The organism is Bacillus sp. OTU530, assembly GCF_038440375.1.
This window is the reverse complement of the sequence record NZ_JASATP010000088.1, coordinates 1-12,376: the sequence shown is the minus strand read 5'-3', so window position 1 is coordinate 12,376 and position 12,376 is coordinate 1. Positions and strand designations below refer to the sequence as shown.

14 protein-coding genes are annotated in these 12,376 nt (G+C 35.2%); 8 read left to right on the top strand and 6 right to left on the bottom strand.

The window, feature by feature from the left end:
• Positions 1-305: 305 nt before the first annotated feature.
• Genes AAHB12_RS30175 through AAHB12_RS30165 form a run of 3 tightly spaced genes read right to left on the bottom strand, consistent with a single transcriptional unit; the run spans position 306 to position 1,736 of the window.
• Positions 306-779: a hypothetical protein gene (locus tag AAHB12_RS30175; protein ID WP_342048775.1), complete on the bottom strand. Its 474-nt coding sequence runs from the start codon at positions 777-779 to the stop codon at positions 306-308.
• 17 nt (positions 780-796) lie between these two features.
• Entirely contained in the window at positions 797-1,561 is a 765-nt protein-coding gene (locus tag AAHB12_RS30170; protein ID WP_342048774.1) for a hypothetical protein, read from the bottom strand.
• Between the two features lies 1 nt (position 1,562).
• Positions 1,563-1,736, bottom strand: coding sequence for an AbrB/MazE/SpoVT family DNA-binding domain-containing protein (locus AAHB12_RS30165; RefSeq protein WP_129731716.1), 174 nt, complete (start codon positions 1,734-1,736; stop codon positions 1,563-1,565).
• A gap of 516 nt (positions 1,737-2,252) precedes the next feature.
• Between AAHB12_RS30165 and AAHB12_RS30155 the strand changes: the two genes are divergently transcribed.
• Positions 2,253-2,537 carry a hypothetical protein gene (locus AAHB12_RS30155; protein WP_342048773.1) on the top strand — a complete coding sequence of 95 codons (285 nt, stop codon included), beginning with the start codon at positions 2,253-2,255 and terminating at the stop codon, positions 2,535-2,537.
• A gap of 370 nt (positions 2,538-2,907) precedes the next feature.
• On the opposite strand, the gene AAHB12_RS30150 is transcribed toward AAHB12_RS30155, so the two are convergent.
• Positions 2,908-3,570, bottom strand: a complete 663-nt coding sequence (locus AAHB12_RS30150) for a GntR family transcriptional regulator (protein ID WP_342048772.1) — start codon at positions 3,568-3,570, stop codon at positions 2,908-2,910.
• Positions 3,571-3,985: 415 nt separating this feature from the next.
• On the opposite strand from AAHB12_RS30150, the gene AAHB12_RS30145 reads away from it, so the two are divergent.
• The 7 genes from AAHB12_RS30145 (at position 3,986) to AAHB12_RS30115 (ending at position 11,002) form a co-directional block, all read left to right on the top strand.
• Entirely contained in the window at positions 3,986-4,969 is a 984-nt protein-coding gene (locus AAHB12_RS30145; RefSeq protein WP_342048771.1) for a metallophosphoesterase family protein, read from the top strand.
• Complete coding sequence (locus AAHB12_RS30140; protein ID WP_342048770.1) at positions 4,970-5,755, top strand: tyrosine-protein phosphatase; 786 nt, start codon at positions 4,970-4,972, stop codon at positions 5,753-5,755. It begins immediately after the preceding gene.
• A 55-nt stretch (positions 5,756-5,810) separates the two neighbouring features.
• On the top strand, positions 5,811-6,641 hold the full coding sequence (locus AAHB12_RS30135) for a metallophosphoesterase family protein (RefSeq protein ID WP_342048769.1): 831 nt from the start codon (positions 5,811-5,813) through the stop codon (positions 6,639-6,641).
• Positions 6,642-6,669: 28 nt separating this feature from the next.
• Complete coding sequence (locus AAHB12_RS30130; protein ID WP_342048768.1) at positions 6,670-7,992, top strand: ABC transporter substrate-binding protein; 1,323 nt, start codon at positions 6,670-6,672, stop codon at positions 7,990-7,992.
• A 92-nt stretch (positions 7,993-8,084) separates the two neighbouring features.
• On the top strand, positions 8,085-9,056 hold the full coding sequence (locus AAHB12_RS30125; RefSeq protein WP_342048767.1) for a carbohydrate ABC transporter permease: 972 nt from the start codon (positions 8,085-8,087) through the stop codon (positions 9,054-9,056).
• Between the two features lie 16 nt (positions 9,057-9,072).
• The gene (locus AAHB12_RS30120; RefSeq protein WP_342048766.1) at positions 9,073-9,894 is read left to right on the top strand and encodes a carbohydrate ABC transporter permease; all 822 of its coding nucleotides are present in this window, start codon (positions 9,073-9,075) and stop codon (positions 9,892-9,894) included.
• 40 nt (positions 9,895-9,934) lie between these two features.
• On the top strand, positions 9,935-11,002 hold the full coding sequence (locus AAHB12_RS30115) for an ABC transporter ATP-binding protein (protein WP_342048765.1): 1,068 nt from the start codon (positions 9,935-9,937) through the stop codon (positions 11,000-11,002).
• Positions 11,003-11,369: 367 nt separating this feature from the next.
• Here AAHB12_RS30115 and AAHB12_RS30110 read toward each other — a convergent pair whose 3' ends face one another.
• A complete protein-coding gene (locus AAHB12_RS30110; RefSeq protein ID WP_342048764.1) occupies positions 11,370-11,549 on the bottom strand; it encodes a hypothetical protein in 180 nt (59 codons plus the stop codon).
• A gap of 325 nt (positions 11,550-11,874) precedes the next feature.
• The coding region (locus AAHB12_RS30105; protein WP_342048763.1) for an aldo/keto reductase at positions 11,875-12,376 on the bottom strand (502 nt) is incomplete at its 5' end.

Below are 12,376 nucleotides of genomic sequence, written 5' to 3'. Positions count from 1 at the left end.
AAGCGAAATATGCTCCTGCGGAGGAGCCATTCATCCCCCGCTTATCGCTGGGCTAACGCCCCTTACGCGTTTGAAGCGGGGGTCTTCTGGCTCAAATGATAAAAAGATTAATAAAGTTATCAATTAGAATCTCTTCTCATAGTAGCCATACAGGTCACAGTGCAAATCAAGAATTATATCGGTAAGAGCTCCAAAAACCAAAGCAAAAAAGCACGTTGACGTTGCGTATACTTCTATTCTAGATATGTATTTCGGTACAAAAATAGCTATTAAGCTAAGAATGATTAAGCTAATCCAGATAAAAGTCATTTTATTTTTCCTCTTTTATCATCTCTAATCCTAGTCATCCCTAATGCTTTATAATCCCACAAGATCTTTTCAACCGTTTCCCATTGATAATCTTCACACCGTATCATAAGTATGATTTCCGCCGATATTTTTTTGTTTCCTCCTTTCCCCTTTTTAACTGTCCATAATTTAATCAAGAACCCTAAAAGTAAGCCTGTAACAGCTCCAATAGTGCCCCAAATGATGGGTCCCCATTTTAATACATATCCATAAATTGCACCCAAAAGCATGAAACATGTCCCTAATATTGCTGCTGTATCAAACATACTAAATCCATCAGCTCGGTGAATCGTATCAAATAATTGTCTCGGTTCCGTTCTTTTATCAAGGGGAGCTGCAAATATCTGTTCTTTTGGAATTCCCTTTTGTTCCAGTGAACTAATAGCAAGCTCAATGAAAGTAGAATTCTCAAACGTTGTAATCACCAACATATCTGTTCCCCCCCTTGCTAAATAGGCATTTTAAAATTAGAACTTTGATAGTTCTGACGTAAATATTTAGATAACTCTTTTTCAAATAATTTATTCTGTTCGATAGCTGAAATATAGGAGTCATATAGAACAAATATGTATATAGATGGGAGATACAGCATCCACTGTATATCTAGAACCAGTTTAGCTTGCTCAAAATCCCCAAGCATTGTAAACTGAATTGCCTGTGGAATATGTCCGAGATACAATATCATGACTGTATATCCAAAAATAAAAAAACCAGCAATAACCTTCTGAACATACAGGTGCCCGAGTCCAGGAAAAAGGACTGACCATACTAAAGCAATCCATGGTTTACGCTTATCTAAATAGTTGATAGCCCAAGAGCCATACTTGATGGGAGGGATAGGAGCATCTTCCCAATCAGCTAATAAGTAGAGTTTATTGTGATCTATAGTTGATCGATAACCATCCCAAATCCCAAACATATAAATTGCTACATATAACATGAGCCATCTTTCATCAAGGACTTGTTTAGCTGTTTCAAAATCTCCTAGTAAGGAATAGAAGATACCAAGATTAATCTTTGATAGGTTATTAATAAACGCTTCCCACATGATGAGAATAAAAGCTGATGCGTAACGATGTAGCAACAGATGTCCAAAACCTGGATACGAAAAAGCAAAAAAAGCAACAACTAAAGGATTTCGTAAATGAAGTTGGGAAGTGGTAAATTGAGATAGATGCGCTCTTGGTCTTCGGAACGGAGGAGTTTGATTCATGTCATTTCCCCTCATTTACTATGTTTCTCAATTCTTGTATATTTACTTTTTCAATAGAGATTGTACCATTTTCAAAATCAAACGTAATGTAATCTCCTGTATTCAATTCTAAAACTTCTCGAATGAATTTAGGTATGGTTACTTGCCCTTTGGAACTGATCTTAGTTACTATCATAGATTTCACCCCTACGACTACTTTTCTTTACCTTCTTTACCTTCTTTACCTTCTTTACCTTCTTTACCATCATCTCCATCTGTTTAAATTTTCAAACAAATAAAATAGGACATAATGAAAAAATGTATACCATATACATGTCAGGTTTACATAATCCAACATTATCGGGAGTCAATGTATGTAGTAGACTACCAAAAGCCCTTCAGTTAAACGACCCGAAAGGCCTTAGCTTCTTCCTGTGTGTCTCAACCTCGTGTCACTACGGTGGATACAAATCTGGCTTATCCAGTGGTAATTCAAAGATTAAAAGAATGGAATGATTATTTGTATCTCTTATGATGTACCGGTACTTCTATGCAATATATAATAGTGTCAGTTATATAATCCTGATACAAAGAGTACCATTTCATTCATAACATATGGGATAGAGTTGATGATATTGGGATTCACAAAAAAAGAGATACAAGTGAATCTTCACTTGTATCAATACCATTATCCACATTGGATATTTTACACATGATCCAAGATGACAAAGTAAAAGAAGAAATGATAAATGATCAATATTTACCTGTATTGCGATCACTTGTGTATGAGAATGAAGAAAATAATAAACATCGCTTTGAAGGATTTACGGATGTAGAAATGATCTATTATTTTGTACATAGACAGAAACACGTAGATAAAAATGAAAAGTTATCGGAGACGACTGTGAAAGATTATGTACGAGATCTCTTTCAATTTTATCAACATTGGTTACAGTACTTGGCTTCTTCTCATCACGAAGATTCCTTTCAAGAGTAAACAGAAAGGGAAATGCGCCAAGAAATCAATTCATTCCTTGACACAGCCCCCTATGGACTAAACGCACTATGGGCTTAGATTTTTAGTTTTTTATGGTCATACGATGTTGTTTCTAAAAGAAATCTGTCCGAAATTAAGTGAACCTCATTCATCAGTTATTCGGCTTTTCGACATAAAATAAATTTCCTTAGGAAACTTCTCACCTCTTTATATCTCCCACAAATGTTCACACCAGAAACTTTATTCTAGGAACAGTATGGACTCATTTTTAGAAGATTAGGTGTATAGAACCAACAGAAGAAGCAGCCAAGGCTTTTTTTGAAAAAGCACTTGGTTATTTTACTTTGCCTTGATATCTACCTGCTAGATCTTAAAATGAACCATTCATCATGATTCGTTCACGTGTTTTTTGACGAAATTCGTTTAATAACTGTCTGACTTTTCCATAATTCTCCATTGTTAATGCCTCGTAGATTTCACTGTTATAATGAGCACCAGAGAAACGTCTTTGTTTCGGATAAAGTTTATAGTTTGCAACGGAACTCATCACAATTTTATCTCGATGAGCATCCATAACTTGAAGCATTACATTATTGTTAGCAGCTGATATGAAGCTTCTAATAAAAGATAGTGAAAGCTTGGCATACTCGAAGTAATTACCTTGCTCTTTTTCCTTTAATTGTTGATCCAAAATTTCTTTTAACTCAGTAAAATTGAATGTGTAATCACCGAAATGTTCGATAAATTCCAGTACATATAACTGATGAGCAAAAATCACTTCAAACATATCAATGATTTCCTTGGAAGAAATTTCTCTTACTATCACCCCGCGATTTTTTAATGCCACAACAAATCCTTCTAACTCTAAGCGAGCAATCGCGTTGGTAATGGGAGTCCGGCTCATATCCAGCTCCTTTGCTAGTTTATATATGGATAACAGACTTCCCGGCATATATTCACAGGATAGAATTTTCTGTCGAATTGCTACATAAGCAGTATCAATAAGAGAGATTGAGGTTGAGGTTGAGTTCATTTTCAAAATCCTTTCGCTATAACGGCAATAATTTGTAAAAAACCTTGTAAGAATACTGCCCCTACTATATTAAAATTTAAAGTTGGTTAGTTTTATAACTCGGCATAAACCTTCATTTATAACAAGTTAAATAGATGAAGGGAATTTAGTCAATGAATCTATATCTCTACATCTATCAAAAAAGAAACAGCGATAAGTGCTAGATCCTTTTTTTGTAGAAGCTTAACCGCACTCACCATTATACCTATTTGACACATAAATTCTCATTACATTTTATAAAAAACTCACATAATTACCTAATTTTTAGACAAATAAAAATTTTCTAAAGATAAACATTAACATTTCATTAACATCACATTAACATGCTACCTGTATTCTGGCAATAGAATGATTCCTATTGAAAAGGAGAATGCGAATGTTTACTTCAATTGATCAAAAAAAAGAAGTGGAAATGTATTACGAATATGAAAGGCTTACTACGGATAAGCGTCCATGGTTTGGCGAATTGAAGCCGACGGAGACAGGGGATTTTTCATTTGCTGTTGTCGGTGACCGTTGCGGGATTACAACTCCGGGTGTGTTTGAAAAGGGGCTGGAACTCGTTCAAGCATTAAAGCCAGATTTCGTGTTATCTGTGGGTGATTTAATCGAAGGTTATTGGAATAATGAAGCAGAGGCACATGAGGAATGGGAATATGTTGATCATTTGTTAAAACGACTCCAACTGCCTTTTTTCCATGTTGTTGGGAATCATGATTATGGTAATCAAACGATGGTAAAGGTTTGGCGTGAGCGTAAAGGCTTTGAACACTATGCGTTCCGTTATCATGATGCACTATTTTTGTTCGTTAATACCGAAGAGTCACCAGAAGCAATCTCAGGCAGCTTTCTCGAAAAATTTCGAAAGACAACTGAAGCTGTTAAGCGTGAACCTGAAAAATCGAAGGAGCATGCTCAAGAATTTTTTAATCAAATGATGAATCAATTCTCAAGAAAAAACTTGGAAAAAGGAAATCTTCCAAATATCAGCAATGAGCAGCTTACTTTTTTCGAAAATGTACTTAAAGAAAATGAAGATGTAAACTGGACTTTTGTTTTAATGCATAAGCCTTCATGGAAAACGAATGACTCTCAGTATCAACGCCTCGAGGATATGTTGAAGAACAGAAAATACACGATGTTTGCTGGGCATCTTCATCAGCTGGAAGTTATGAAAAGGAATGGTCATGATTATATCCAAATGGGAAGAACAGGTGCGTGTTGGCATGGTGAAGGGGTAGGGTCCATTGATCATATCCTCTGGGTAACAGTTAAAGATGGGGAGACGAACTTTAAAGTAATTGAGCTTAATGGGATTTCTGGATTAGACAAATTTTTAAATGATGAAACGGTGATGTAAATGACAGAAGAAACTATACCGCAATGTTTATTACCTCTTAAAGGTGTTGTCAATTTTCGTGATATGGGTAGTTTAAAAACATTAGACGGAAGAAAAGTGAAAAAAGGAATTCTATTCAGAGCAGCTGAGCTAACAGGATTAACTAAAGAGGATCATAGATTTTTAGAAACATTAAATCTGAAGTATGTATTTGATTATCGTGACAATGCTGAGGCTGAGCGAAAGCCAGATCCGGCGATCGGACAAGCGAAAAACGAACGGATTCCAGTCAATATTGACGATAAAACAACGGCACATGCATCTTCAAAAGATATAGTTCAAGGTGAATTTTATAAGACATTCACGAAAGAAATGTTCTTAAATTTATATACGAAAATGCCTATTCAAAATGTGTCGTATCAAAGGCTTATGACACTTCTCAAAAGACCTGAAGAAAGTTTGCCGCTTGTTCATCATTGTGCGGGTGGACGTGATCGCACAGGTGTCGGTGCCATGCTCATCCTTATGACACTTGGCGTACCGTATGAAACGGTAATAGAAGATTTTATGTTATCAAATTATACGTTAAAGGATTTACATAACCAAATGTTTGATGAAGCCGCTAAATTTGTTTCAGACCAGGAACTAGCTAGATTTAAAGATGCGCTCTTATTACAAGAAATGTATCTGCAAGCATCAATCGATTCGATAGAAAGTACTTACGGTAATTTTGAAACGTATCTCGTAGAGGAATTTGGCATAACAGAACAAATACGGGAAAGCATTAAAGATTTTTGTTTAGAATAAGTGCTCTTTGAATCATCTATTTTTTTAGAATAATAACCAAGCCGGAGGTATTTATATGAACAAACTTAATTTTATCCATATTACAGATACACATATTTTACAAGACTATAAAGGCAGTCTGTTAGAAAAGATGGATCGACCAAATGGTAATCCTTCTGATAACTTAATCAAAATTTTAGGCCATGTAAAATCTTTATCACAAAAGCCGGATTTCATTTTAATCAGTGGGGATTTGGTACATGAGGGTAACGCAAGCGACTATGCATACTTTAAACAAATCATTGAGAATCATGTAAAAGACATCCCTGTTTATACAGCTCTTGGTAATCATGATGTTACGGCTGCGTATTGGGAAGGTTACGAAGGGAAAGCGAATTGTACAGATCAACTTTTCTATGAAACGAATATCAATGGCTACAGATTAATTGTCCTGGATTCAAGCCATGATCATAGCGGCATTGGTATGGTTGATTCAGAACAGCTAGATTGGCTCACCAATGTACTAAAAACTCCAGCTGAAAATGGCAGCTTAGTAGTCGTTCATCATCCACTTGAAGCAGGTGAAGTGAAAGATGGTCATGCGCTTACAAATTCTAAGGAGCTTCTAGACATCATTCATGGTACCGATGTAATCGCTGTGTTAAGCGGACATACTCATCAAAATAAATTAAGCCATGTTAGCGGTATCCTGTTATCCACGGCAGACGGATCGGCCTTTGGTGTAAATGTAACGAATGACACCATGCAATTGAATGATCGTACGGGTTTCAGCCTATGTACTGTGGATGAAAGCGGACTTGCTGTTCAAACAGTAAGATCCCCTGATGATATAACAGCACTACTAAGTTTTTCTTTAAAAGAGCTGCAAGAACTTCAACCTAAATAAAAAAACTTTGAGTGAAAGGATAAGACAAATGAAATCTACTAAAAAGTTTTTTTCACTATTTATTGTTGCTATGTTCATATTTTCAGTTTTAAGCGCATGTTCAACATCATCTACAGAAACTTCAGGTAATACAGAGCTAGGAAAATTAGATCCAAAGAATCCAACTAAAATTACTTTTTATTCATATAGTTTAGCTTATCCAACAATGAAAGCGGGAATGGAGCATTTAATTCAAGAATTTAATGACACTGTTGGGAAAGAAAAAGGCGTTATTGTTGAAGGAATAGCAGACCAGACCATGCAGCAATACAAAGCAGATATAGCAGCAGGAAAACAAGTAGATGTTATTCAACACACATTTCCAACCTTAGACAGTTCAAAAGAAACCCTCGGTCTGAAAGCGTATGAGGATGTATTCCCTAAAGAAGAATTGGAAAAGCATTTCAATGGAATTTCTCCTAATGCGTTAGAATTAGGGAAAATTGATGGCAAGATGTATGGGCTAGCCTTCACATTTAGTACCCCAATCGTTTTTATGAATGGAAAATTATTTGAAGAAGCTGGTTTAGATCCAAACACCCCGCCTAAAACATGGGATGAAGTAAAAGAATATTCTTTGAAGATTAAACAAGCAACTGGAAAAGATGGTTTTGGTCTAGCGCCAAATAACGGTTGGATCACAGATGGAGTTATTTTAAGCAATGGTGGCGAGGTTCTTTCTAAAGATAGAAAGAAAGCAGTATTTGCAAGTAAAAAAAGTGTTGAAGCAATTGAAATGTGGAAAGATTTATATAAAAACGGTGCACATGCAGCAGGTAGTGACAAAGAATTATCAGAACAATTTATGGCTGGAAACCTTGGGATGTATGTTTCAACGACGGCCTTGTATAGTGGTATAGCTAAGGCAGCCCAAGCTGGTGGATGGAAAGTATATGGTACTGGATTTCCACAATTTGGTGATACACAATCAGTACCAGTCAACTCAGGCAGTGTTTTAGCGGTAAGATCAGATACGCCAGAAAAGAATGCTGCAGTTTGGGAATTTATTAAGTTTGCAACTGGGAATGAAGGTTATAAGATTATCACTTCAGAAATAGGTTATTTGCCTTTACGTACAGGATTAGCAGATGATCCTAAATACTTGAAAGAGTTTATTGATAAAAATCCGTTATATAGAATAAACCTTCAGCAATTATCACAAATTCACCCGGTAGCTATTTGGCCAGGAGACTATGCAACAGAAGCTACAACTATCTTTACGGATGCCGTTGTTAAGTCAGTAACAACAGATGCAGATGTCGAAGAGACATTAACTGAAGCCCAAAATCAGATAAACGAAATGATTAAATAAGTTTAATCACTATGTAGCTTAGCTAAATAAACAAAATGTGCCTTTAAAAAATAATAACTTTTAAAGGCACATTTTACAAGAAAGGAAACGGTATGAGTAGATCAATTGAAAATAACTATAACTCGCCATTGTCCAGCGAAACCCCCATTTTGGGAAAAAGCGAATCGAATAAACGTAAGAAAAGAAATTCGTTGAAACCATATTTGTATGTATTACCAGCTTTTTTGTTACTCGGCATCTGGATGTATAAGCCGTTAATTTTAACTTTCATGTTAGCCTTTCAAAAATGGGGTATGATTCCAGGAACTACTCCTAAACCTGTAGGATTAGAAAACTTCGTTCGTTTAGTAAATAATAAGGACTTCGTTACATCTATCGGAAACACAATTTTTTATACTGTAGGTTTGCTTCCCTTTTCCGTTATCATTCCATTGTTTCTGGCTGTTGTAACAAATGATATGAAAGGGAAAATAAAAAATGTGTACCGTGCTATCTTTTTTATACCAATGATTTTAGCGCCAGTTACTGTTAGTGCTATTTGGAGATGGCTATTCCATCCAGCGAATGGTTTAGTAAATATACTGTTGATGAAGATGGGGTTAATTGACCAGAATATTGCATACTTTTCTGATCCGCGTTTTGCTAAATGGATCATATTATTCATAACGGGATGGCAAATAGTTGGTTTTAGCACTATTATGTTTTCTGCTGCATTAACGGGTATAAATAGAGACTATTATGAAGCAGCTTCTTTAGATGGTGCAAGTAGATTTAAACGTTTTAAAGACATTACATTACCACTACTATCACCAACTATTATTTTTATGATTACAATGAGTATTCTATTCTCAAGTCAATGGACATTTGCTTATATTGATATTTTAACGACTGGAGGACCTTTTGGTACATCAACTAACATTTACTATGAAATGTACAAATATGGTTTTTCTAACCTGAATGTGGGTCTGAGCTCGGCAGCGGCACTATTGTTCTTCATTATTTTCTCTATTATCGCATTAATACTTAACTATTTTTCAAGAAAATTTGCATTTTATGATAATTAAGATTGGGGGGACAAACATGATTAGGAGAAAAAAAAGAGCACTGCCTGTGGTTCAGCATAGTTTATTGATTATCATTTGTTGTATTTCAATTTTCCCATTGTATTGGATGGTAATTTCATCGTTTAAGAATGAATCAGAGATTTTTACTGCTTCATTCATTCCGCTAATGCCTACGTTTGAAAATTATAGGTATGCTTTTTCTGAATTACCGCTTGGCAGAATGATGTTTAATTCATTTGCAATCGCAACACTTCAAATGGTATTACAGCTTATCACCAGTGTTTTAGCAGGTTATGCACTTGTTCGTTGGCAATTTAAAGGGAAAATGTTCATTTACACTTTGTTTAGTTTAACATGGTTAATTCCTTTTCAGGCAATTATGATTCCAAACTATATTCTTATTAATCAAATGGGCCTAAATGAACAATTATTGGGTGTAGTATTACCTTATGGCGTATCGACCTTTGCTATCTTATCACTTCATCAAAGTTTTAAAGCATTTCCTGTTGCCCTAATCGAGGCAGCAAGACTTGATGGTGAAAGTGACTTCGGTATTTTACTTAAAGTAGTATTGCCGAATATTAAGGCAACTGTTTCCTCTCTTGGCATCCTATTGTTTATCACCGGGTGGAATGAATATTTATGGCCAATGCTGATAACGAAGCAGATAGAAAATGCTCCAATACAAATCGGATTGCGATCATTTGTAAGTTCAGATGTTAATATGTGGGGTTCATTAATGGCAGCCACCACTATTTCTTGTCTACCTATCTTAATTATGTATCTTGTTTTACAGAGACAAGTGGTGGATTCTTTTGTACGATTTGGAATTAAATAACAACTGAATACTCTTTAAGACTACCATAGGAGTTGGAAAAATGGGGAAAATTACTATTAATAATATTAAAAAAGCCTTTAGTTCTAATGAAATATTGAAAGGTATTGATCTGGAAATTCAAGAAGGCTCCTTTACAATTCTGCTTGGTCCTTCTGGATGCGGAAAGTCAACATTATTAAGAATTATTGCGGGGCTCGAAGAACCAACAAGTGGTAATTTACTTATTAATGAAGAGGATGTCACATATGAAGAACCAAAAGATAGAAACATCGCAATGGTCTTTCAAAACTATGCACTATACCCCCATATGACCGTTTACAAAAATATAGAATATGGGCTAAAAATAAAAAAAGTACCTAAACAAGAACGTGAAGAAATACTTTCAAATGTTTTAAAGATGGTAGAGCTTACAGATCACGCGAATAAACGTCCAGCTCAATTATCAGGTGGACAGCGTCAACGCGTGGCCCTTGCACGGGCCATTGTTAAACGCCCCCATGCTTTTTTAATGGATGAACCGCTCTCTAATTTGGATGCTAAACTAAGAAATCAAATGAGACAAGAGTTGATTGAACTGCATAAACAGTTGAAAACAACATTTTTATATGTTACGCATGATCAAGTAGAAGCAATGTCAATGGGCTCATATATCATTATTATGAATCAAGGAGAAATCATGCAGCAAGGTACGCCAAAAGAAATCTATACGAATCCCGCAAATTTATTTGTTGCGCAATTTATCGGCTCACCACCAACAAATATCATTGAATTCGATGATATGTATTTAGGTATACGCCCCGAAGAAATTGGCATTGCAAAAATGAATGGTATAGATAACGATGTAATGATTCCAGGGAAAATCCTCACACAAGAGCAGTTGGGAGGAGAAACCATTTATCGCGTGAAAACGAATATGGGAAATGTAAATATTAGAACACAAAGCTGCTGGGATGAGATTGGTAAAGATGTTTATATTCATTTCTCCTATGATAAATTAATGGTATTCAATAAGGAGGGGAATCGAGCTGAAAAGGATGATAAAATAATGGAAAAAATTAAGAAATTAATAAATGGGCTATTAAACGAAAAAGAGCTTATATACATTTGATATCTATCTCTTCACGGTACGCACTTCAATTCATTACATTCATTATGATAATCTAAAATGATTATTGTACCTAATACAATGCATGTGGAGTGCTGTTCACCACTTGTAAGAAAAGATTAACTAAGACATGTAACAGTGACTAAGGAGCCTTTCCATAAGGAAAGGGCTCTAACGGCAAAATAAGGATATTATACACTGATATAGTTTCTGGAAGGGGAAACTGTTATTCATAAACTAAAATACAAAAAACAGCCCCTTTGGGACTGTTAGTTGCCATAATTAACGTTAGAGGAAGCTAAAAAGAAAGAAAACGAACGCTGCGGGCCTATTACTGAAGAGGAGAAGGGAAAAAAGGATATTAAAGAAGTTAAGAAATATTTTTATACCTAACTCCTTTAAATTTAATTTTTATATCATGCTTGTTCTCAAACTCTACCTGTTTTTTAATTTCTTTGACTTGATCTACCGCATCATAAATCCCATTGGCATTAATTAATAAGTCTCGATTGTTTCTATTCGTATCAAAAGTAAAGATATACTGTTTCATTGCGTTCCCTCCTTACCAAATTCATTTGTTACAATTAGATTGTATACTATTTATTACATTATTTACTATTTATGTGTTAGTTATTATAACAATACAAATTGCAACAAATTCCGATACAAATAGGGGTAAATCCGCATGCCTATCAATCTAAAAAAGAAAAACACCCCCAAAACGATAAAATTGAGCAATTTGCACAAAATCCTTGTTTTGGTGTAATTCTAAATTCTTAACTGGATGGGTATGAAACATAAAAATAACCTTAGGATAGCAAAGATCACCCTAAGGTTATTTTTAATTATTGGATAATTTTAAATGAAAAACCTCATTACAAATTAACGCTGCTCATATCCGGATAACGTTCTCCTGCTGCCACACCTTTTGGAGCTACTTCATTAATACGACGAAGGTCTTCTTTGGATAATTGAATTTTAAGAGCTCCGATATTTTCTTCTAGATATTGAATTCGTTTGGTTCCTGGAATCGGGACAATATCATCACCTTGAGACAGAATCCAAGCAAGTGCTAGCTGTGAAGACTGACAGTCTTTTTCTCTTGCTAATTCTTTAATTTGATTCACAAGATCTAAATTTTTTGTAAAGTTTTCTCCTTGAAAGCGAGGAGAAAAACGGCGATAATCATCTTCTGCCAAGTCTTCAAATGCTTGAATTTGCCCTGTTAAAAAACCTCTTCCTAAAGGACTGTAGGCTACAAATCCAATTCCAAGCTCACGGATAACAGGTAAAATTTCGTCTTCGACATCTCGGCTCCATAGTGAATATTCCGTTTGAATGGCCGTTATTTCATGAACCGTATGAGCACGACGGATT

Bases quoted from the DNA above. Each gene is read 5' to 3' on its own strand.
- AAHB12_RS30135 (WP_342048769.1), top strand. From the start codon at position 5,811: ATGAACAAACTTAATTTTATCCATATTACAGATACACATATTTTACAA.
- AAHB12_RS30120 (WP_342048766.1), top strand. From the start codon at position 9,073: ATGATTAGGAGAAAAAAAAGAGCACTGCCTGTGGTTCAGCATAGTTTA.
- AAHB12_RS30115 (WP_342048765.1), top strand. From the start codon at position 9,935: ATGGGGAAAATTACTATTAATAATATTAAAAAAGCCTTTAGTTCTAAT.
- AAHB12_RS30140 (WP_342048770.1), top strand. From the start codon at position 4,970: ATGACAGAAGAAACTATACCGCAATGTTTATTACCTCTTAAAGGTGTT.
- AAHB12_RS30170 (WP_342048774.1), bottom strand. From the start codon at position 1,561: ATGAATCAAACTCCTCCGTTCCGAAGACCAAGAGCGCATCTATCTCAA.
- AAHB12_RS30175 (WP_342048775.1), bottom strand. From the start codon at position 779: ATGTTGGTGATTACAACGTTTGAGAATTCTACTTTCATTGAGCTTGCT.
- AAHB12_RS30165 (WP_129731716.1), bottom strand. From the start codon at position 1,736: ATGATAGTAACTAAGATCAGTTCCAAAGGGCAAGTAACCATACCTAAA.
- AAHB12_RS30110 (WP_342048764.1), bottom strand. From the start codon at position 11,549: ATGAAACAGTATATCTTTACTTTTGATACGAATAGAAACAATCGAGAC.
- AAHB12_RS30125 (WP_342048767.1), top strand. From the start codon at position 8,085: ATGAGTAGATCAATTGAAAATAACTATAACTCGCCATTGTCCAGCGAA.
- AAHB12_RS30145 (WP_342048771.1), top strand. From the start codon at position 3,986: ATGTTTACTTCAATTGATCAAAAAAAAGAAGTGGAAATGTATTACGAA.
- AAHB12_RS30150 (WP_342048772.1), bottom strand. From the start codon at position 3,570: ATGAACTCAACCTCAACCTCAATCTCTCTTATTGATACTGCTTATGTA.
- AAHB12_RS30155 (WP_342048773.1), top strand. From the start codon at position 2,253: ATGATCCAAGATGACAAAGTAAAAGAAGAAATGATAAATGATCAATAT.
- AAHB12_RS30130 (WP_342048768.1), top strand. From the start codon at position 6,670: ATGAAATCTACTAAAAAGTTTTTTTCACTATTTATTGTTGCTATGTTC.